This is a genomic window from Pseudomonas sp. FDAARGOS_380 (genome assembly GCF_002591235.1).
GTDB classification, from domain to species: Bacteria; Pseudomonadota; Gammaproteobacteria; order Pseudomonadales; family Pseudomonadaceae; genus Aquipseudomonas; species Aquipseudomonas salmasensis.
This window is the reverse complement of the sequence record NZ_CP023969.1, coordinates 392217-413605: the sequence shown is the minus strand read 5'-3', so window position 1 is coordinate 413605 and position 21389 is coordinate 392217. Positions and strand designations below refer to the sequence as shown.

Annotated in this window: 11 protein-coding genes; 3 read left to right on the top strand and 8 right to left on the bottom strand. The window is 59.5% G+C overall.

The features are described 5' to 3' along the window. Positions 1 to 262 precede the first annotated feature (262 nt). Complete coding sequence (locus tag CRN80_RS02100) at positions 263 to 1675, top strand: amino acid permease (protein ID WP_044272099.1); 1413 nt, start codon at positions 263 to 265, stop codon at positions 1673 to 1675. 612 nt (positions 1676 to 2287) lie between these two features. Here the strand turns inward: CRN80_RS02100 and CRN80_RS02085 are convergent. From CRN80_RS02085 to CRN80_RS02060, 4 genes are all read right to left on the bottom strand, one after another. Further along, complete coding sequence (locus CRN80_RS02085) at positions 2288 to 7396, bottom strand: hypothetical protein (RefSeq protein WP_098949462.1); 5109 nt, start codon at positions 7394 to 7396, stop codon at positions 2288 to 2290. Between the two features lie 99 nt (positions 7397 to 7495). Further along, on the bottom strand, positions 7496 to 8626 hold the full coding sequence (locus CRN80_RS02080; protein WP_098949461.1) for an OpgC family protein: 1131 nt from the start codon (positions 8624 to 8626) through the stop codon (positions 7496 to 7498). Between the two features lie 286 nt (positions 8627 to 8912). Next, a complete protein-coding gene (locus tag CRN80_RS02070) occupies positions 8913 to 11171 on the bottom strand; it encodes a glycoside hydrolase family 3 N-terminal domain-containing protein (protein WP_098949460.1) in 2259 nt (752 codons plus the stop codon). Positions 11172 to 11411: 240 nt separating this feature from the next. Further along, on the bottom strand, positions 11412 to 13031 hold the full coding sequence (locus CRN80_RS02060) for an FMN-binding glutamate synthase family protein (protein WP_032893353.1): 1620 nt from the start codon (positions 13029 to 13031) through the stop codon (positions 11412 to 11414). A gap of 185 nt (positions 13032 to 13216) precedes the next feature. Here CRN80_RS02060 and CRN80_RS02055 point away from each other — a divergent pair, with 185 nt between their 5' ends. Continuing rightward, complete coding sequence (locus tag CRN80_RS02055) at positions 13217 to 14170, top strand: hypothetical protein (RefSeq protein WP_256588656.1); 954 nt, start codon at positions 13217 to 13219, stop codon at positions 14168 to 14170. A 693-nt stretch (positions 14171 to 14863) separates the two neighbouring features. Continuing rightward, a complete protein-coding gene (locus CRN80_RS02045) occupies positions 14864 to 15136 on the top strand; it encodes a type B 50S ribosomal protein L31 (protein WP_003188912.1) in 273 nt (90 codons plus the stop codon). A gap of 20 nt (positions 15137 to 15156) precedes the next feature. Here the strand turns inward: CRN80_RS02045 and CRN80_RS02040 are convergent, their stop codons facing one another. From CRN80_RS02040 to CRN80_RS02025, 4 genes are read right to left on the bottom strand one after another with little or no spacing between them, the layout of a single operon-like run. Continuing rightward, complete coding sequence (locus CRN80_RS02040) at positions 15157 to 16536, bottom strand: ATP-binding protein (protein ID WP_032893352.1); 1380 nt, start codon at positions 16534 to 16536, stop codon at positions 15157 to 15159. Continuing rightward, complete coding sequence (locus CRN80_RS02035; RefSeq protein WP_098952563.1) at positions 16533 to 18350, bottom strand: DAHL domain-containing protein; 1818 nt, start codon at positions 18348 to 18350, stop codon at positions 16533 to 16535. Before CRN80_RS02035 ends, CRN80_RS02040 begins: the two co-directional genes overlap by 4 nt. Next, complete coding sequence (locus CRN80_RS02030; protein ID WP_098949458.1) at positions 18347 to 19312, bottom strand: cytochrome-c peroxidase; 966 nt, start codon at positions 19310 to 19312, stop codon at positions 18347 to 18349. The genes CRN80_RS02035 and CRN80_RS02030 overlap by 4 nt, the downstream gene beginning before the upstream one ends. A 25-nt stretch (positions 19313 to 19337) precedes the next feature. Beyond that, entirely contained in the window at positions 19338 to 21221 is a 1884-nt protein-coding gene (locus CRN80_RS02025; RefSeq protein WP_032893349.1) for a bifunctional diguanylate cyclase/phosphodiesterase, read from the bottom strand. Between the last annotated feature and the right edge of the window lie 168 nt (positions 21222 to 21389).

Genomic DNA, 21389 nt, shown 5'->3' with positions numbered 1-21389 from the left:
CCTGGCAGGGCCGGTCTAGACAGTGGGAAGCCGATCCGTCGAAGCCGATTTTTCCGGGGCTTATCGCCAAATTTTGCCGTTTATTGAGTGAAAAGCCCTATCGGTAGCTTTTTATACTGCACGCCCCGCTGTCCTGGCCGCGCATTTGCGCCAGGCGGGTTTGCCCACGAGGCAGGCCCGGTCCGGTCGGTGTATGAGCCCACCCGCTGATACGCCTGAGACTCGGTGGCTAAATCCAATAACAAAATGAGGTTGTATCCCTATGCCTGTTGGCAAACCACTGCCCCCTGGCGAGACCGCTCAAGGCGGCCCGCTCAAACGTGAACTGGGCGAGCGCCACATTCGCTTGATGGCCCTGGGCGCCTGTATCGGTGTCGGCCTGTTTCTCGGCTCGGCCAAGGCGATCGAAATGGCCGGCCCGGCCATCATGCTCTCGTACATCATTGGCGGCCTGGCGATCCTGGTGATCATGCGCGCCCTCGGTGAAATGGCGGTGCACAACCCCGTAGCCGGTTCGTTCAGTCGTTATGCCCAGGACTACCTGGGCCCCCTGGCAGGCTTTCTCACCGGTTGGAACTACTGGTTCCTGTGGCTGGTAACCTGCGTCGCAGAAATCACTGCCGTGGCGGTGTACATGGGCGTGTGGTTCCCCGACACGCCACGCTGGATCTGGGCCCTGGCGGCGCTGATCAGCATGGGCACTATCAACCTCATCGCAGTCAAGGCGTTCGGTGAGTTCGAGTTCTGGTTCGCGTTGATCAAGATCGTCACCATCATTGCGATGGTGATCGGTGGCGTGGGCATCATCGCCTTCGGCTTCGGCAATGACGGCGTGGCATTGGGCATTTCCAACCTGTGGACCCACGGCGGCTTCATGCCCAACGGTGTGCAGGGCGTGTTGATGTCGTTGCAGATGGTGATGTTCGCCTACCTGGGCGTGGAGATGATCGGCCTCACCGCTGGTGAAGCGCGCAACCCGCAGAAGACCATTCCCAGCGCCATCGGCTCGGTGTTCTGGCGCATCCTGCTGTTCTATGTGGGGGCATTGTTCGTGATCCTGTCGATCTACCCGTGGAATGAAATCGGCACCCAGGGCAGCCCGTTCGTGATGACCTTCGAGCGCTTGGGCATCAAGACCGCTGCGGGCATTATCAACTTCGTGGTGATCACCGCCGCGTTGTCGTCGTGCAACGGCGGCATCTTCAGCACCGGGCGCATGCTCTACAGCCTGGCGCAGAACGGCCAGGCGCCGGCGACGTTCGGCACCACCTCCAGTAACGGCGTGCCACGCAAGGCGTTGCTGTTGTCGATCTTTGCCTTGTTGCTGGGCGTACTGCTCAACTACCTGGTGCCAGACCAAGTGTTCGTGTGGGTGACTTCCATCGCTACCTTCGGTGCGATCTGGACCTGGCTGATGATCCTGCTGGCCCAGCTCAAATTCCGCAAAGGCCTGAGCCCGGCCGAGCAAGCGGGCCTCAAGTACCGCATGTGGTTGTACCCGGTCAGCTCCTACCTGGCGCTGGCGTTCCTGGTGCTGGTGGTGGGCCTGATGGCGTACTTCCCCGAGACCCGTGTGGCGCTGTATGTAGGGCCTGCGTTTCTGGTGTTGTTGACCGTGTTGTATTACGCGTTCAAGTTGCAGCCGAGCGATGCGGCGGTGCGTTCCGCTGGCTGATGCCGGCCTGGCCTCCGGAGCATCGGTATCTACATAACTTCGGTATGACGCCGAACCTGTGGCGAGGGAGCTTGCTCCCGCGATGGCCTGACAGCCGGAGCTGATCTAGCTGACGCTGCGCGATCCATATGTGGGAGCTGGCTTGCCTGCGATGGCGGCCTGACAGCCGCCCCATATCTACCTGATACCCCACGATCCAACTGTGGGAGCGGGCTTGCTCGCGAAGGCGGCCTGGCAGTCAACACAGTTGGATTGTGTACATATCCATTGTTGCGGTAACGGCCGCTTAGGGTTCCGCCCTGACGGCGGCTCACTTTTGAAAAGCGCAAAAGTAAGCAAAACGCTCTTGCCCCACCACTCGGCACCTCGCTTAGGCTCGGTGTGCCCGAACGCAGGCTTGAATCCGTGGGCCGCCGCCACGCGCCATCCATGGCGCGGGGCGGCTAACCCGGCGTCCTGCCGGGTTACCCACGAATTCAAGCCTGCGTTCGGCCAGCGTGGTTTAACGGGGCGCTTCAGATCAAAAGCAGATCAAGAGCAAGATCAAGAGCGGCTCGCTTCGCATCGTGGTTACCTGCATCAAAGACAGGGCTGCGTGCTTGCTCGCGACGGTTATGGCTTTGGGCTTTTAGTTGTGGTGAGTAACAACCGCAACCAGTCCGGGTGATTAGCCCGCTCCCAGCGATAGGCTTTCCCGTCGTAGAAAAACACCAGGATATCTTCCAGGTCCCAGGTAATCATCTTGATCTCCAGTGTCCTCATGTAGTCCTTTGCCGGGCAAGTGATGGCTGCCCAAGGGTCGCTGATCCATAGATCGGCCCACCCGGTCTCCTGGAAGTCCAGCGTCTGGCTCAAGCCTGTGGGGATCGTGCCCACCACCACAAAGGTATGAACCTGGCAGACCCAGACCTGGGCCGTACCGCCATTGGTTCGAATCATTTCACAGGCAACATGAGCCATCTGGTCGCAGTTGCCGGCACCGGTCTTGAGGATGATCTCCGTGTAGTTCGGCTGGCCGATCTTGCTGTACTCCCACATCACCACCGATTGTGCCTCTTGCACCCGGCGCAGCTCATCCAGCGTGGGACCCTGGACATTGGCGGACTTGAGCTGGGTTCTCTCAACCAGCGCCGCGGTGCTGGCGTTGGCTTGTTCGGCCAGGTAGCGATTGATTTGCGCGGGGCTGGGATGTGGCGTCGTGCCAGGCCGCGGTGGCCAGATGTCGAGCTGCACAGGCCGGGATACGAAGTTGATGTTCAGGCTGCGCCCTTGATCACTGAGGTTGAGCAGCAACTCGCGTTGCTTGATGGTTCGAAGGCCGCTGACACGCTTACGCAAGAGGGCAATTTTTTCGGCGCTGAAGCCACGGTGAGCTAACTGTCGATACAGGACTTCCAGCGTCGGCAGTGCCACCAACGGCTGGTCGGGTATGAGCTGTGCTGCTTTCAAAAACTGATTCTTGCGCTCACCGAAGGCATCGATCAGTGCGACGTGCTCGCCACCGACGCTGTAATCCAGTTGTTCAAAGTGCACAACGCTCGACCCTGTGGTTGTTGCGGGCGCTCGGTAAAAGACCCCAACATCGGCTTCGACCACCCAATGATCTTTGCCCGGCACACTGACCAGCAGCGCTCTGAGGGTACGGCTGTCGTTGATGCCATCAACGATGCCATTGAGTTCCACCACCTGGGTCTGTCGGCTGAGCACGTTGTCGAAGTCGTCTCCGGGCAGGCCGAACTGGGGCTCGTTATCAATGCGCCTGCCGATGACGTTGGTTTTGTAGGTCAGGGGCGTCGACGCAGGCAAGGGTGTCAGTTCGAACTCGGTAACGCGCGGTGTGACTTCATGGATGCGTCGGTGATAGACCAGCTGGCGCTTTTGTCCGTCGATCACCGGGGCTGGTATCAGTCGAACGTGGTCCAGTGCCTGGACCCGGCGCAAGTGAATCGAATGTGCAAACTCATACAGGCGTTTGGTGAAGCAAACGATGGGGATGAGGCTGCGTTTTTTTCTGCGGATCGCACACAGGTGATCGAAGGTGTCTACGTGCCAGGCATGTACCGGGGAGGTGAGTTCGTCCATGTGCGTTTGTGCGTCGTGGGGCAAGCGCCATACACGATTTTGGTCCAGCAGATCTGTAGCGTTGGCGCGCTGAATCAGCAGCGCAGGTTTTTTGAACAGCGGTTCGGTGATTCTGGCCTTATAGCCACCCACCGATTGGTGCGGGATGACTGTTATCGCCGTGTCCAGCCGCAGGTCTGCAAGCGGCGGCCCGTAAGGTCTTGCGCTGAAAGGGTCGAAGGCGTACCAGGCGCTGGAGCGCTTTATCGCCAGCACCTGCGCCACCCCATCGGCGCGCGTCAGGGTGGCCGGTGCGATGTCGGCGCTGTTGAGCAGGCGGGTGTAGTCAACGCTGGGGCCTGGGTTCAGCCGCAGGCGTGTATGCCGGATCGCTCCCTCCAACGCACGCATGCCGGCCTGATTCAGGTGTACCAGGCCATGGCGGCCCAGGCGTAGCACCGACGGCAAGCTGTCGAAAGGATTGAATACTGCATTCAGGTACGTGGCACCGAGCTTGGTCAGTTGCAGCAGCTTGATGTAGGCGGGTGCGCCTTTCCCCAGGCGCGCGATGCTGGAGAGCACTAAACCTTTGGTGGGTGCGAGCAGGCCAAACACATCGAAGAAGCATCCATAGGCGCCCTCGATCATGCGCTTGGTATCGCCCGAGGCCAAGTCCCGAGTGCATGACCACAGCGGGATCAGGCCCAGTAAAGCCTGATACACCGCTTCAGCAGTCTTTTGCCGGTCTTCCAGCAGGGTTGAGCCTCTAGCTTGTGCCACCAGGGTGTCGATGTCCTGGAAGAAGTGTTGATTGACGATGGCCTTCGCCAGGGTCAAGGCTCTTGGCGAATCGAAAGTCAGCGCCTGAGTGGTGGCCTCTGTGGCCTCGACACGCCACAACCGATCGATGATTACGCTTGAAGACTGATCTGCTCTGGGCGGGCTGCCGGTCAGGTAGGCTGTTTCGTCAAGGGCCAGCAAGCTGCCGATATGCAGCTGCGAGGTCGGCTGTGTGCTGTGGACATTGCCAGTCTGGATGGTAAATGGAGTGCCTCCCAGCTCCAGTGTGTGTGGAAGGCGGACGTTTTTATACGCCAGGTTCAACAGCGGGAACAGTTCGTAGTCATGGTGACCGTTCAAGGCCTCACACCGCAGGATCACGCCGAAGCGGCCGGTACGGGCCATTTTCTCCCCCGGTTGCTCTTCGATCTGGGGTTTGTTCGCCGGTCGCCTCACCACCAGCAGTTGCACGGCGGCCTTTTGCAAGTGCTCGCGGTCCGCCAAGGGTAATTGTGCGAGCAGGTAGCGGATGACGGTGGTGTAGGCCTCTTTGAGCTGTGCGACATGAGCGATGCTGGCTTCGTTGAATAAGGTGTTGACGTCGCCAAGGCGGCGAAAGTGCTGTTTCATTTCGGCCAGGTCCAGCGCCGGGTCTACAGAGTTCCACTGCTCGGCCAAAGGCTGTAATGCGCCACTCATGTGCAGGTCTACCAGCGATTGCAGGTGTGCGCCGGGGGCCGGAAGGTGAGAAGGTCTGCGTTGTGGCCCTTGTGCCCAGCGCAGGCATTTCTTCTTCAGTAGCCGGTTTCCCCGGAATATTTTTTTCAGGTCATTGAGCGCAATACGGCGGCGTGTAATGAGAGGGGTTCGTAAGGTTCTGGACGCGTCCCCCAACGTGTCGACACGTTCTATAAGCGTATTTTGAAGCGTGTTGATGCTCTGAAGGCTGTAAGTGCTGTGTTCATTCACAGGTGACAGTTGGCCTTGTGCGACAGCCCAGTCAATCAACGTGCTGGTGGTGTAGTGAGTACGCCACAGGGGTTGTTCGGCGGCGTCCAGCTCCTGGGTAGCGAGCGCTACGATATCGCTGAACCGCAGGTGCCGTGATGAGCCGCAGACGAGCGCTTCTGCGAGCATCACCCCTTGTTTTAAAAGCAGCCAGGCATGGGAGGTCATGAAGTAGAGCGAGTCGGGGAGCTGACCTACCAGAAACTCCGGGGCGATACCTGCCAGCAACAGGTGCGCGGCCAGTGCGGTGGAGCGCGAAGTGGCGACACCGCTCTGGATCAGGTGCAGTTCTACTGTGCGACGAAGGTCCGCATAGCGATGCCCCCAACAGTCACTCTGATTGAGGTTGAGGCCAACGATGGTGTAGCGGCTCTGACCGGCCTGGGGGTCGAGATCCAGGATCAGAGCGCTCAGGAGCAAGGTGTCACGACTGGACCGGTTGGCCAACTGACCAGGGCCATGACCGTACCATTGCAGCGCGTCGATCAATTGATCAGCCAGTTTTTGCGCGGTTGGTTGGGCCAATAGCTGCTGCAACTGTTCATCAGGTGGCGCGGGTAACGGGTCGTTGATCAACAGTTCGAGCAGCCCTTGATTGGGCTGTGGCAGAAACTTGCGGGTGATGTTCATCACCCTGAGGCGTTGCTCGGCCGAAAGCGTCAAGGCGCCGGGTTGGGGCAGGCCCAAGCCTTCCCAGTAATTGCCCAGGCGAGGTTTTACCGGCATGGCCCATTCGGGCTGGATGCCTTGGGCATGAGCCAGGTTGTCGCGCTCATGTTCCGCGGTGAACCATTGCCGATGCTCCTGTATGGCCATGTCGGAATCGGCCTGGTCGTCTATCGGCGGAACGTTGATGGGGGACGGGGTGCGTAATTGTTCTATCAGGTCCCAGGCCGCTTCGCGGGTATCGGGCAAAGGCAGTTCATGCAGGGTGAGCAGTTGAGCCAGGTTGAATTTTCCATCCAGGGAGATGGACAGTTGCATGGCGTTTGCGAGGTCTTGCAAACGTTCAAGAGCGCCTTCCAGAGGCAGCTGTGCCAGTTGCTCGTAGTGGATTTCGAGCGGCGTACCACTGGGCCCCGCCCCTTTGATCGACTGTCGGGTGACATCAAAAAAATAGTGCCCTGGGACCAGGTCCTGGGTTTGATCCAGGGCCAGGAACTGTGGATGTGCGGTAATGCCCTGGAGCAAAGCTGCGGCGGCTTCCATGCTCCTCGCCCAGAACGAGCCTGAGGTCAGCCAGCATCGGGTGCGGTACAGCGTGAACAGGCTGAATGGCCGGTCGTCCTCATCCTGCGCAGTGATCCCGGCCAGCAACTGTTGCGCCACTGTCTGACGGTCCTGTTCCAACTGCTGGAACGCTTCTGACAAAGGGGGTTCAGCACGCCAGAAAAACGATTGAAGGTGGCTCAGGGCATCTATCACTGCACCTCGTTGGGCACGGGTGCTTGGCTGTGGGTAACCGTAAAACCGCAGGATGTGCCGAACGCTCAATGCCAGGTGTTCGTCGGGAACGGGCAGCCCCAGCGCGTCGGGGTCGAGCACCTGGGTAATGGCCAGGACCGGCGGTGCGAGCCGGTACCAATCACTCTGGTCGTCAAGGGTGAAGGTTTTGCCTTGGGTATGCAGTGTGCCGTTGCGTACCCTGAGGTCGGCCAGGTTCAGCGACTGCCGTTGGGCCCAGTCCAGGAATCGTGGACGCTCCAACGCTTGGCGGTACACCTGCCACCAGTTGCCCAGCGAGCATTGTGCGGGGATCGATAGCGTCTCGGAGGGCGTGGAGTGGGGTGCCTTGAGATGTTCGATCAAGGCAGTGGTCATCAGCCTGTCGCCATCCTGGCGCAGGCTTTTGCTCAGATTCAGCGGGGTCATCCGTGGGTTTCCTGTCCAGAAGGGCAGCCCTCTTGGCTGCCCTTTCACTGCTTAAATAGACAGAAATGGAAACACCCCGGCGGATGGGCCAGGCGCTAATTATGTAGCGGGAGACTGGGGCAAGGTGGCTCGCCGCTGGTCCAATTGCTTGTTGAACTCCAGCCACGCGGCAAACAAGCTCATCACGGCGGCCCCCACCAGCGCTGTGAATACCTGCATGGCGAAGGTATCGCCGGTCAGGGCATTGACCATGTCCGCCAACGGCGCCAGCACCACACCCAGGCAAAACACCTCCAGGGAGTAGCGTCCCATCCGCACCAGTTGTCGCGCCAGCCCCTGTTGCGTCCAGCCGACACCGGGGAGCAATTTGGCGGTGACGTAGGCCAGGGCCAGAAAGTGCAGCAAGCGCACCGGTGACAGGTCGGTCTTGCTGATGGGGTACAGCCATTCGCCAATCACGCGCGGCATCCAGGCGTCGTGCACCTCGGGCCAGCGCCACGAGAGGGTGATCACGCAGGTCGTTAGCACATACGCCGCAGCCGCTATGAACAACGGTTGACGAAGCAGTGGCTGTCGTTCGGGAGGGGGCGTCGAACGCAAGGCCGCTGCGCCGCCGAGGATAAACAGGCACTGCCAGGTGATGGGGTTGAAGTACCAGACTCCGCCGTTGCTGGCCGGCAGGTTCCAGCCCTGCCATGGCGCCAGCAGGTATACGGCCAGCGAGATCGCCACGGTGATCGTGGGCGCACGCAACAGTAACGGCAGCGTAATGGGCAGGCTGAGAATCAGCACGATATACAGCGGCAGCGGGTCGGTCAGGTTGGGTTTGAAGCGCAGCAGCAACTCATCGACCAAGGCCTGTTGGGTATTGTTGAGGAAGTACTCCAGGCCCATCTCCTGCACCAGGTCGCGGGTTTCGATATGACTGTTGGCGAAAATCACGATGCCCATCAACAGCGCCAGCAGGAAAATGTGCACCACGTAGAGCGTCCACACCCGACGCAGGATTTTCAGGCAGGCAATGAAATAGCCATCGCGCTGCAGGATCTTGCCGTAGGCCAACACGGCTGCATAGCCGGCCAGGAATACGAAGATTTCCGCGGCGTCACTGAACCCGAAGTTCTGCACGGTGACGTTGGCCAAAGGGTTATGGGGCACGTGATCCCAGAAAATGAAGATCAACGCCAGGCCCCGAAAAAAATCGATGCGCGGGTCGCGTCCGTTCAGCATGGCAGCGGGCTCTTGAACAAGTAGTGGAATGACGATAGGTGAGCGCGGGCGTCGCCGCACGTCGGGCGGGCGCAGGTTGGCGGTATTTGTAAGCAATTGCAAAGGCTGGGTATTGCTGAATGTCTCAATTGCGCTGGGGGATAGCCCCGTTTCCTTGGGCCGCTACTTGCTGTTCATGACCTGCATGGGCGGCTTGAGCGTGGCCGTGGGATGGCTGGGCGACCATCTGCATATGCCAGGGATTGTCACTGTGCTGGTGTTTTCGCTGGTCAGCCTGGTGCGCGTTTTACTGCGCGCGCAATGGGCAACGCCGGTGGGACAGACTGCCCGCAATAGGCAACCCGCGCGTATCGCTCACCTCGAAATGCGCCTGGTTGGTAGTCGCCGAATCCGGCCCAACGAAGACGGTAAAACTGCCGGCCTCGACCTTCGGCGAAAAATGCTCGTCGAGCAAGGCAAAGTCCGGTTGGCCCAGGGTAAAGCTGACGCTGCGGCTTTCGCCCGGTGCTAAATGAATTTTGCGAAAACCCCGTAACCGGCGCACTGGTCGAGTGACGCTGGCAATATCATCGCGCAGGTACAACTGGACGATTTCATCACCGGCGCGTTTACCGGTATTGGTGACGGTGACTTCAACCGCCAGCGTCTGGGTGGAGGTCAGTCGAGGGCTACTCAGGCGAGGAGAGGAGTAGACGAAGGAGGTGTAGCTCAAGCCGAAGCCAAACGGATACAGGGGTGTCCAGGGCACATCAATGTAGGCGGATGCGTAACTGCCATCACCGCTGGGTGGGCGGCCGGTATTTTTATGCGCGTAGTAAATCGGTATCTGGCCCACATGACGTGGGAACGTCATTGGCAGCTTGCCGCTGGGGTTAACGTCACCAAAGAGCACGTCGGCCACGGCATTCCCGGTCTCGCTGCCCAGGAACCAGGTTTCGAGCAAGGCAGGCGCTTGTTGGACTGACTCATCGAGCACCAGCGGGCGGCCGTTCATCAGGACGATGACCAGCGGCTTTCCTGTGTTCAGCAATGTACTTAGCAGCGCATTCTGCCCACCCGGCAGGCCGAGTTCGGCGCGACTATGGGCTTCGCCGCTCTGTTCTGCGGTTTCTCCGAGCACGGCGATGAGCAGGTCGCTTTCACGCGCCGTGTGTTCGACCTGCTTGATGTCCTGGACATGCGGGCTGCTGGGCGAGGCGCCGGGCAGGTAAACAATCTCGCTGCCAGGTGCGACTGCATTGCGCAGTCCTTGCAGCACTGTGACGGACTCTTCGGCGCGTCCGGCCCCGGCCCATGGGCCGATCGTGGCGCTGGCGTCCGAAGCGAGGCTGCCGGTCACCAATACCTTGCCCGGCTGTTTGGAAAGCGGCAGCAACGGGCCGCTGTTTTTCAGTAAGACGATGGATTTCTGCGCCGCTTCTCGAGCCAGGGCGCGGTGTTGTGGCGTGAGCTGGTTGGCCCGCTCGCGGGCTTCGTCGCTGTACCGATAAGGGTCATCGAACAGCCCTAGGCGTTGCTTGGTCTTGAGTACGCGACGCACCGCGTCGTCCACGCTTTTGCGCGATACCTGACCGTTGCGCACCAGCGTCGGCAGGTGTTGGCGATAGGATTGACTGGCCATCTCGATATCCACCCCGGCAGTGAACGCCAGCCGTGCGGTGTCGGCTGCCGTGGCAGCAATGCCTTGTGGGCCCAGTTCCCAGACAGCATTGAAATCACTGACCAGCAAGCCGGTAAACCCCCATTGTTTGCGCAACAGACCGGCCAGCAGGGCGGTATGGCGGTGCATGGGAATGCCGGCCAACTCGTTGAAGGACGGCATGATTGCATCGACGCCGGCCGCGACGGCGGCCTGGAAGGGAGGTAAGTAAACCTCTCTCAACGTACGTTCCGACAAGTCGGCAACGTTATAGTCTCGACCGCCTTCAGCAGCGCCGTAGGCCACGAAATGTTTTGCCGTCGCGAGCATCGACGAGATGTCGGGGGCACCTGCGCCCTGAAAGCCATGCACGAGGGCAGCAGCCAGTGCAGAACCCAGAAACGGATCTTCACCTGCGCCTTCCACCACGCGCCCCCAGCGCGGATCACGGGTGACATCGACCATGGGCGCAAAGGTCCAATGCACGCCACTGGCGGTGGCTTCTACGGCTGCCGCGCGTGCGGTTCGTTGTGCCAGGTCCGGGTCCCAGGCCGAGGCTTGCGCCAATGGCACTGGAAACACCGTGCGAAAACCGTGCAGTACGTCATAGGCGAATAACAAGGGGATATGCAGGCGAGAGCCGTTGACCACCTGTTCTTGCAACTGGCGGGTCTGTTGCGCGGTACTCGCCCCCAGTACCGACCCCACCAGGGTGACGGGCATCTGTGTTTGCGTGCCTTGATCAATGGCGGGGCCGGTGGGCGTAGCCTGGATGCCAAGTTGGCTGAGCTGGCCAATTTTTTCTTCAAGGGTCATTTGCGTCAGCAAGCGTTCAACCGGATCGTCTTGGGCTAGCGCCAGCAGTGGGAGGCAGGCGAGCAGCAATGAAGCAACATGTATAGGCATGGTTCACCCGTCCATGGGTAAGGTTGATGCCTTCAAGTGTTTTGCATCAGAGCAAAATCATCTACTGTCAGAATTGACAGTGCGCACCCGTTTCAGACAAGCGGGGTATTCTCAGACAGCTCCATCAGCAAGACCCTGCACGGTTTGGCTTGATACGCATTGATCTGCGGTACCAAACGGGTGAAGTGCTCGGTCTGGCAATGCGCATCCAGCGATGACTTTCAACATGCTAGGTGTCCTTTAGGCCGCAGCGATTTCATGGGGCTCAAAACTATCCGCCCGCGCCATCTGCCACATCCGCGAATAAAACTCGCCGTTCACTTCTCCGGTGAGCAACTCGCCGGGCTTCAAGAACACATGCAGCTGTGAAAACAGCTTGATCTCAGTCGCCGACATGCGCCGTACCAAGTGCTTGGCTGACAATTGCGACGGGTGCTCCAGCCCTGCGGCAGCGAGCATTTCTGCCAGGGCGTGCAGGGTGTTGCGGTGGAAGTTGAATACCCGCTGGGCCTTGTCCGGCACCACCAGGGCGCGTTGACGCAGCGGGTCTTGAGTCGCCACGCCGGTCGGGCATTTGTTGGTGTGGCATGACTGAGACTGAATGCAGCCAATGGCGAACATAAAACCACGTGCCGAGTTGGCCCAGTCGGCGCCGATGGCCAGGACGCTGGCGATGTCGAAGGCGCTGACGATCTTCCCGCTGGCGCCGAGCTTGATCTTGTCGCGCAGGTTCAGGCCCACCAGGGTGTTGTGCACGAACAGCAGGCCCTCACGCAGCGGCACGCCTATATGGTCGGTGAACTCCACCGGCGCGGCGCCGGTGCCGCCTTCCTTGCCGTCGACCACGATAAAGTCCGGAAGGATGCCGGTTTCGAGCATGGCCTTGGCAATGCCCATGAACTCCCACGGGTGGCCCAAACAGAACTTGAAGCCCACCGGTTTGCCACCGGACAGTTCGCGCAACTGAGCGATGAACTGCATCAGCTCGATTGGCGTGGAAAACGCGCTGTGGCGCGACGGCGAGATGCAGTCTTCACCCATCATGATGCCGCGGGTGTCGGCGATTTCCTGGGTGACCTTGTGCTTGGGCAGAATTCCGCCATGGCCGGGCTTGGCGCCTTGGCTCATCTTGATTTCGATCATGCGCACTTGCGGGTCCTGGGCCTGCACGGCGAAGCGTTCGGGGTCGAAACGGCCGTCGCTGGTGCGGCAGCCGAAGTAACCGCTGCCCAGTTCCCAGGTGAGGTCGCCGCCGTTTTCTCGGTGGTAGGGGCTGATGCTGCCTTCGCCGGTGTCGTGGGCAAAGTTGCCGAGCTTGGCGCCGTGGTTGAGTGCGCGGATCGCGTTGGCGCTCAACGAGCCGAAGCTCATCGCCGAGATATTGAACACCGACGCCGAGTACGGCTGCGTGCACTGCGGGCCGCCGACCATCACGCGAAAGCTGCTGGGGTCGCTCAGGGGCGCAGGGCGCATGGAGTGGCCGATAAATTCGAAGCCTGACTGGTACACGTCAATCAGGGTGCCGAAGGGTTTGTCTGCTGTTTCGTTTTTAGCCCGCGAATACACCAGCGAGCGCTGGGCACGGGAGAAGGGTAGGGCGTCGCTGTCGGACTCCAGCAGGTACTGGCGGATTTCCGGGCGAATGGTTTCCACCAGGTAGCGGATATTGCCCAGGATCGGGTAGTTACGGCGCACCGCGTGGGGCGTTTGCAGCAGGTCGAAAATGCCGATCAGGCTGAGTACACCGGTGACTATCGTGATCGGCCACAGCCATTCATGTTCGATAAAGGGGAGGCTGGCGAGGGTGAAAATGACACACACAGCGAAGAAGGCGTAGCGGCTTAACAAGGACAGGCTCATACGGTTTCCTTGGGTTCGGACTCTTCAGGTCGATTGCCCATTCTGCACCTGTCGTCAAAGCACGGACAAGGATTGATCGCCCAGTCGTTTTTTTATACTTCGGCTTATTTGTACAGACAAAAATATCTATCAGCTTGATAGAGGAACGTATGACGCCCCCGACACCATTCATTGGGTGTCTGGTTGTGACCGGGCAATGGGAAAGTAAGGACACTTTTATCAAGACGGAATTTATAACGGCAAGAGCGAGTGACTTGCATATGACCATAACGGTAACGGCATCGAATAATTTATATACCGCCTCGGCTTCTATACCTTCCAACCCCCACTGGAGTAAAAGCCAGTTAACCGGCTTGCAACGCGAGCAAGTCGCTCAAGAGCATAAACGCATGCAAGGTATTGAGAAACCTGAGCAGGATGTGAGCCGAAAGCCGGAATTTGCCACGGGCCGTCCATCGGGTGATAACCGCATTGCGGAACAAATCATCAACGACAATCCGATCCTCAAAAACCTCGGTCATCAAAAAGATATTAATCGTCCATTGGCCTATAAACTTCTGGGTGATTGGACGAGCAATAACAAAGCCCCTGAAGCACGAGCGGATGCCGCCTTCAACGCTGCGCGGGTGCTCAACTATATTGATACGTCCTTATCGGCTGACGGCGAACATCGAGGCAAAGCCCATGGCAATGGCGACCTTGAAGGAATCACCCGTAGCGGTGATGCCCGGCGCGGAACTCCGGCTGGTATGTGGAAAGACTTTACGGAGCAGGGTTATTCCGCCTTGCGCGACCATCACCGCCTGGATAGCACCAGCGATACCCATGTGAAGGCCGACGGCACCAACAAAGACAACCTGCAGTGGGTTGCCGGTGAGGCTGGCAAGAGAACCTGGTTCATCCCAGGGCTCAGCAATGTTCTTCTGGGGATCGGCAATGCAGACCAGGGGGGGGGCGGGGCCCTCAAGGGGGCCAAGGATGGTTTTGACAAAACCCGGGTCGATGGTTTTGATCAAGCACTCGCCAGTGCTGCGCGGGGAAATATCTGGGGTGTCGTAAAAGGGTATGCCAGTGCTGTGAACAAAAATGAGGCCACGCCGGAACAGGTCAAGACTGTGTTGAATAAGGTGGGCAGCTGAAATCGGAGGGGGCTTAACCGTTGGCGTTCAACCAGATGGCTTTGATTCTTGGAAATTGATTTCCTACAAGCCCGATAAGTCCGTAGATATCTACACAACTCTGTAGCGCTCAACGGTAACCACGATGCGAAGCGAGTCGCTCTTGATCTGCTCTTGATCTTGATCTCAGGCGCCCCGTCAAACCACGCTGGCCGGAGTTCGACAGTGATTTGGGGGGTAAACCGGCAGGGATGCCGGTTTAGCCGCCCCGCGCCATGGATGGCGCGTGGCGGCGGCCCCCCAAATCACTGGCGGATTACGGGCACACCGAGCCTAAGCGAGGTGCCGAGTGGTGGGGCAAGAGCGTTTTGCTTACTTTGCCGCTTTTGCAAAGTGAGCCGCCGTCAGGGCGGAACCCTAAGTGGCCGTTACCGCAGCAATGGATATGTACACAATCCAGCTGCGTTGACTGTCAGGCCGCCTTCGCGAGCAAGCCCGCTCCCACAAGTTTAACCGCAGGGTGTCAGGTAGATAGGTGTCGACTGGGAGGCCGTCATCGCAGGCAAGCCAGCTCCCACATCTGGATCGCGGGGGGAGATACCTATATCCATAGATCTGCGCAATCTATTCTTATTGCAATAGGTTCTCGTTTGGCTGCTTGATCTTGTGTTACTGTATAACAAATCAACCACGCCCAAACGCCCCGGAGGCCTCATGAAAGCTGGTATCCACCCCGACTACCGCACCGTGCTGTTCCACGACACTGCCGCCGACGTGTTCTTCCTCATCGGTTCCACCGCCGACAGTGATCGCACCCATAAACACAGCGACGGCAACACCTATCCCTACATCCCGCTGGACGTCTCCAGCGCCTCGCACCCGGTCTACACCGGCCAGCAGCGCAAGACCCAGGCCGAAGGCCGGATTGCCGGGTTCAACAAGCGCTTTGCCTCGTTCGGGTCGAGCCCGAAAAAAGCGGATGAATGAGCATGATTCGGCGGCGTGTCCTACGCCGCCGTCTGCCGAATCGGCAGTACCACCCGAAACTTCGTACCCTTGCCCAGCTCACTGCTGACGCTGATATCGCCACGGTGTTTCTTGACGATCCCGTAGGACAACGACAACCCCAACCCCGTACCTTCGCCCACTGGTTTGGTGGTAAAGAATGGGTCGAATATCTTCTGCACGGTTTCAGGCGCAATCCCACAGCCGTTGTCCGCCACTTCCAGCCACACGTGTTCGCCTTCCACCCCGTTGCTGATGGTAATGGTGCCGCGCTCCGGGCCCATGGCTTGTGCGGCATTGATGACCAGGTTCATCACCACCTGATTGAGTTGGGAGGCCAGGCATTCGATTTCCGGCAGCGGCGCGTAGTGCTTGACCACATCGGCCTTGTACTTGAGTTCGCTGGCGACGATGTTCAGCGTCGAGTCGATGCCTTGCTGCAGGTTGGCAAATTGCCAGGTCTGGTCGTTATCCACCCGTGAGAAGTTCTTCAGGTCCTTGACGATCTGCACCACACGGCCGATGCCGTCTTTAGACTCGCGGATCAGGATCGGAATGTCGTCCTTGAGAAAATCCAGGTCCAGCTCGTTGCGCAAGGCCGTGAGTGGGTCGCGATGTTCTGGCTCAGCAATATGCGCTTCGCTGCGCTGGTAAGCATCGAGCATCTGTTGCAGCTGTTTGAAGTAGCCGTCGAGGGTGCTGAGGTTGGAGGAAATAAAGCCCACCGGGTTGTTGATCTCATGGGCGACACCCGCCGCGAGTTGCCCCAGTGAGGCGAGTTTTTCCGACTGCACCAGTTGGCTTTCCAGGTGCTTGCGCTCTTCAATTTCCAGTTGCAGCGCTTGGGTGCGTTCTTCCACCAACCGTTCCAGCTGCGAGGTTTGCAGGGAGGCGCGGCGGGCCATGTCCCATTTGTTGGCCAGAGTGTTGGCCATTTGCTGGACTTCGATGTTGTCGAACGGTTTTTTCAGGATCAGCAGGCGGTCGTGGGCGTGCAGGCGAAACAGCAGGTCATCCCAGGAATAGTCCGAGTAGGCGGTGCACACCACCACTTGCAAGTCGGGGGCGACTTTCCACAGTTCTTCAATGGTCTTGGCGCCGTCCCAGCCCTGGGGCATGCGCATGTCGACGAAGGCCAACGCATAGGGGCGCTGTTGCGCCATGGCGCTGGTCAGCAAGGCCAGGCCTTCCTCGCCGCCATACGCGCCGTGCAGTTCGAATGCCTGGGCTTGAGGTTTGGCCGCGTCGCCGAACAGTGCCGACTCCATCTCATCCAGCGCTTCGGTTGAGGCTTCGTCGGGCATCAGGATCTTGCGAAAATCCTCATGAATGGACGGTGTGTCATCGATCAGCAGGATGCGCCGGTTGGGAGGTTGGTTCATGAGCTGCTTCCGGCAAGGGTCAGGGGGATGGTCAAGGTGAAGACGGCGCCGAGGCCCGGCCCGTCGCTATGGGCGCTGAGTTGGCCGTTCATTTCCACGGCGGCCAGGGCGCAGCTGTGCAGGCCGAAGCCGTGGCCTTCCTTGCGGGTGGTAAAACCGTGGGTGAAGATGCGTGCCATGTTCTCGGGCGGTATGCCTTCGCCATCGTCCTTCACACTGATCTTCAGGGTCTCGTCGCCTACCGATTCCACCGCCAGGGTGATTTGCCGTGGCCGCTCCGACAGTTTGTCCATGGCGTATTTGGCGTTGCTGATCAGGTTGACCATGATCAGCAATAACCTGTGCTTGTCCGCCAAGATCTCCGGCACCGGGGAGTACGCCTTCACAACAGTGACATGGTGACGGCTCAGCGCGCCGGCGTTCATGCGCAGGGCGTCGTCCATCAAGGCGCTGATATTGACCGGCTCCAACAACGTAGACGCACCCGCATAGGATTGCTGGGTCGAGACGATGTCCTTGATGTGGTCCACGCTTTTGCTCAACTGCGCCAGCTCATCGCTCATGCCTTGCTGTTCGATGGCAATCGCTTCGACCAACTGGTTCAGATAGCCCGGCAGCAATTTGCCCTTTTCATCCTCGGTGAGGAAGGTACCCAGGTCGCCTGGGTGGGCGTTGATCAACTGCATGGCCTTGCCCAGGCCGAGCGCTTTGCTGGCGCGCAGTTTGCGGCTGACCAGGTCGGCAGAGATATTCACACTGTTGAGCACGTTACCGACGTTGTGCAGCACGTTGGTGGCGATCTCTGCCATGCCGGCCTGGCGGGCGCTGTCCATCAGCTCGCTCTGGGCATCCTTGAGCTGTTGCGTGCGCCGCTCCACCCGTTGCTCCAGGGTTTCGTTGGCGGCCTGCAACGCGCGGTTGACGCGGTTGATCTCGGCGAAACTGCGTAGCAGACGCACCGCCAGGTAAAGCAGTAGCACCACCAGCAAGGTCGAGAAGATCAGCAGGTAGCGATGGTATTGGTGGTCGATGAGGTCAGCGGCTTGCTGGTCTTGATTAAGGTGGGTGGTCAGGTCATCCAGGTGTTCGGCTACCGGCACGGCGGCAATTCGCTCGAGCAGGCTGTTGACCAGTGGCTGTTCGCGCAGGATCAGCGAAATATGATTGCTGAGAATCTCTACCGGTGCCTGGAACTCACTGGGCAGGCTCTGTTGGTTGATGGCCAGTTTGCCCAGGCCCACCAGGATATCAGCGGCACGTTCGTCGCTGGTGACCTGGGCGAACTCCAGGCTGCTGAGCAGCAGGTCGTAGGTGTCGGTGGCCACGCTTTGCAGTTGCAGCCGGCCTTCATCGGTCATGCTGTTGAATTGGGCCTGTATGTCGTCTTCGGCCGTCGGCAAAAATGCCAATGAGTTACGCAGCACTGCGTTGTGGGATTTGAACTGGTCGACCAACCGGGCTTTTTCTTCGATGGCCTTTAGATACGCGGCATAGCTGGCCTGCCAACCGGGCAGGTCGGCAGCGCTGTGATAGGTGTTGCGGCTCTGCAGTTCAGCCCCGATGCGGGTCATTTCGGTCAGCGGTGTGACCAGTGGGTCGTAGTTGTGGGTGATCGCGATGCGGGCCTTGAGCACTTCGCTGTCCCATTGGGCATTGAGCTGCTGGAGCTGGCGGATCAAGTCGCGCGATTGGGTATACGTGGCCGTCTGGTCGCGCGAAGACTTGAGGTACAAAAACACCAGTGTGGAGGCCAGGAACAGGGTGATAAGGCCTAGCAGGATTTGGCTGGTACGTCGGCGTGACAAGGGTCTCATAGTGGCTTGCCCGCCCATTCGCCAGTCAGGGTCTTGAGAAACTGGATAATCAGGTCCTTGTCTTCCTGGGACGGGTTGCGCCCCAACTGGTACTTGAACATCACGTCAACCGCCTCTTCAAGTGTCTTGGCCGAGGCGTCGTGAAAGTACGGCGCAGTGACGGACACATTACGCAGGCTGGGCACCTTGAACACATGGCGGTCCTCTTCATCCTGGGTCAGCAGGTAGCGCCCCAGGTCCGATTCCAGCGGGTTGCCGCGGGCCTTGAAGTAGTCGCCCATCACGCCGAACTTCTGGAACATATTGCCGCCAATGTTCACCCCCTGGTGGCAGGCGATGCAGCCGTAGTCCTTGAAGCGTTGGTAGCCGTATTTTTCCTGGGTGGTCAGGATATCGGTGTCGCCCAGCAAGTATTGGTCAAACCGCGAGTTGGGTGTCAGCAGCGTGCGCTCGTAGGTGGCCAGGGCGTTTTGCACATTGGAGGCGGTGACGCCATCGGGGTAGGCCTGCTTGAACGCGTTCTGGTAAGCGGGTAGGGCGGAGAGGTTGTGCACCACGGTATTCCAGTCGCTGCCCATTTCCACCGGGCTGATCACTACCTGCTCGACCTGGGCCTCCAGCGTGTCCACCCGACCGTTCCAGAATTGTTTGAAGTTCAGGCTGGCGTTGAACACGGAAGGGGTATTGATCTGCACCGGTTTGCCGTCAAAACCAATGGAGAACGGCTTGTTGTCGGCGCCGCCGCTGGTCAGTAGGTGACAGCTGGCGCAGGACAAGGTGTTGTTGACCGACAAGCGCGGCTCATTGAACAGCTGGCGACCCAACTCAACCTTGGCCGGGTCCAGTACGGGAACCGCCGGCAAGGGCTTGAGCGCTTCGTTCAGCGGCGCGGCTGCGAGCGGTGCGGTGCCCAGGCATAACGCCAACATCAGGCCAGAACGGTAGTTTACGACGTTGCTCAAGCGAGCACTCCTTGCAGGCCTAGGGCTATTTATTTTCTTGATCGGGCATCAGTGTCGCGCTATCCGTTTGCAGCAACTGCACAAAATCTTTCGAAGGCAGCGCCTTGCTGAATAGAAAGCCCTGGCCCTCTTCACACCGCTGGGCTTTGAGGAAATTCAGTTGGTCGATGGTTTCCACGCCTTCGGCAATGATGTTCAGCTCCAGGCTCTTGCCCATGCCGATGATAGCGCTGATCAGCTGTTCGTCCTGGCTATTGATGCGCAGGCCGCGCACGAAGGATTGGTCGATCTTCAGCACGTCGATGGGAAAGCGCCGCAGGTAGCTGAGGCTGGAGTAGCCGGTGCCGAAATCGTCCAGGGCCAGGCGGACGCCCATGGCCTTGATCTTTTGCAGGGTCTCCACGGTTTCATCGACGTTCTGCATCAGCACGCTTTCGGTGATTTCCAGTTCCAGTTGGGTGGGCGGCAGGCCTGTTTCTTTAAGGATGGCGGCCAGGTTGTCGACGAAGTCCCGTTGACGAAAGTCGATCGCCGAGATGTTCACCGACATGCGCAGGGGCGCCAGGCCCATCTCGCGCCAGGCTTGGGCTTGTGCGCAGGCTTGGCGCAGTACCCACTGAGTCAGGCGTACGATCAGGCCGCTGTCTTCGGCCACAGGAATAAAATCCGCCGGGCTGACCCAGCCCGACTGCGGTCGAAACCAGCGTGTCAGCGCTTCCGCGCCGACGATGCGCCCGGACTCCAGCGCCAGCTTGGGCTGGTAATGCAGCACAAACTCATCGCGGTCCAGCGCCTGGCGGATCGCGCTTTCCAGGTTTTGCTGGTGCTGGGCGCGCAGGTTCATGTCTTCGGTGTAAAAGCTGAAATCCCCCGGGCCGCGTTCTTTGCTGGTGCGCATCGCGGTTTCAGCGTGCTTGAGCAAGCCCACGGCGTTGTCGCTGTCATTGGGGTAAATACTGATGCCCAGGCTGGCGCTCACACTCAGGTCATGCCCCGCCACATGGCGAGTCGCGCTGACAGCATTGAGCACCTTTTGCGCAATGTGCTGGGTTTGCTGGGGATGCTGGATGTCGTTGAGCAGCACCACGAACTCGTCGGAGCCATAACGAAACACCGAGTCCGAGGCCCGTATCGCCGCCACCAGGCTCAGGCTCACCTGCGCAAGCACCTCATCGCCTGCCGGATAGCCCAGGGCGTTGTTGATGCGCTTGAAGCGGTCAAGCCCCAGAAACATCACCGCCAGTTGCGTGTCGTGCCGCCGGCTCAAGGCGATCGCCTGGGTCAGGCGGTCGCCGAGCAAGGTGCTGTTGGGCAACTCGGTCAGTGCGTCGTATTGCAATAAATGCGAGACCTTGAGCAGCTCCTGCACGCGTTCCTCGATGGTGCGCTCCAGGCTGATCACCTTGAGGGCCGCGTCCTGGGCCAGTTGCCATTTCCAGGTCAGGGCGCTGGCCATCTGGCGGATTTCCAGGTGGTCGAAGGGCTTTTTCAGGATCAGCAGTTGATCGTTGTATTTCAGGCGCGCTTCGATGGCCTCGAAGGAATAGTCGGAATAGGCCGTGCAGAGGGCGATTTGCAGGTTGGGGTCCACCTCCCACAGCTGTTCGATGGTGTGCAGGCCGTCCCAGCCAGGAGGCATGCGCATGTCGATAAACACCATGGCGTAGGGTGAGTGGGCGTCCAGGGCTTTCTTGACCAGTGCCAAGGCTTCCTGGCCCTGGTAGGCGGAATCCAGGTCAAACGCCTGGCGCACCGGCGCCGTGGTGCCGAACAGGGCGGACTCCAGAGTATCGAGGGAGGGCTCGCCGTGCTCGTCGGCACAGAGGATCTTGCGAAAATCCTGGTGGATCGAAGCGGTGTCGTCGACGATCAGGATGCGCCGGTTGGCCCGGCCCGATTCCGTCTTCATGGCGCACTCGGCACATGCAAAAGGCTTGATGGCATGACAATTCCTTCCCTGGTTCTACAACTGAACGGGGCGCGAGTATGCAATGCAGCATAGTTGAGTTCCCTTGATATCGACGGCCAGTTGGCGTCAAATCAATCGCGCTTTGTATTGCGCGGATTCAATTTAGCT

What these genes read in the sequence shown, in the direction of transcription:
- CRN80_RS02070 (WP_098949460.1), bottom strand. Translation starts at nt 11,171, where the DNA reads ATGCCTATACATGTTGCTTCATTGCTGCTCGCCTGCCTCCCACTGCTG.
- CRN80_RS02035 (WP_098952563.1), bottom strand. Translation starts at nt 18,350, where the DNA reads ATGAGACCCTTGTCACGCCGACGTACCAGCCAAATCCTGCTAGGCCTT.
- CRN80_RS02060 (WP_032893353.1), bottom strand. Translation starts at nt 13,031, where the DNA reads ATGAGCCTGTCCTTGTTAAGCCGCTACGCCTTCTTCGCTGTGTGTGTC.
- CRN80_RS02040 (WP_032893352.1), bottom strand. Translation starts at nt 16,536, where the DNA reads ATGAACCAACCTCCCAACCGGCGCATCCTGCTGATCGATGACACACCG.
- CRN80_RS02080 (WP_098949461.1), bottom strand. Translation starts at nt 8,626, where the DNA reads ATGCTGAACGGACGCGACCCGCGCATCGATTTTTTTCGGGGCCTGGCG.
- CRN80_RS02025 (WP_032893349.1), bottom strand. Translation starts at nt 21,221, where the DNA reads ATGAAGACGGAATCGGGCCGGGCCAACCGGCGCATCCTGATCGTCGAC.
- CRN80_RS02045 (WP_003188912.1), top strand. Translation starts at nt 14,864, where the DNA reads ATGAAAGCTGGTATCCACCCCGACTACCGCACCGTGCTGTTCCACGAC.
- CRN80_RS02085 (WP_098949462.1), bottom strand. Translation starts at nt 7,396, where the DNA reads ATGACCCCGCTGAATCTGAGCAAAAGCCTGCGCCAGGATGGCGACAGG.
- CRN80_RS02100 (WP_044272099.1), top strand. Translation starts at nt 263, where the DNA reads ATGCCTGTTGGCAAACCACTGCCCCCTGGCGAGACCGCTCAAGGCGGC.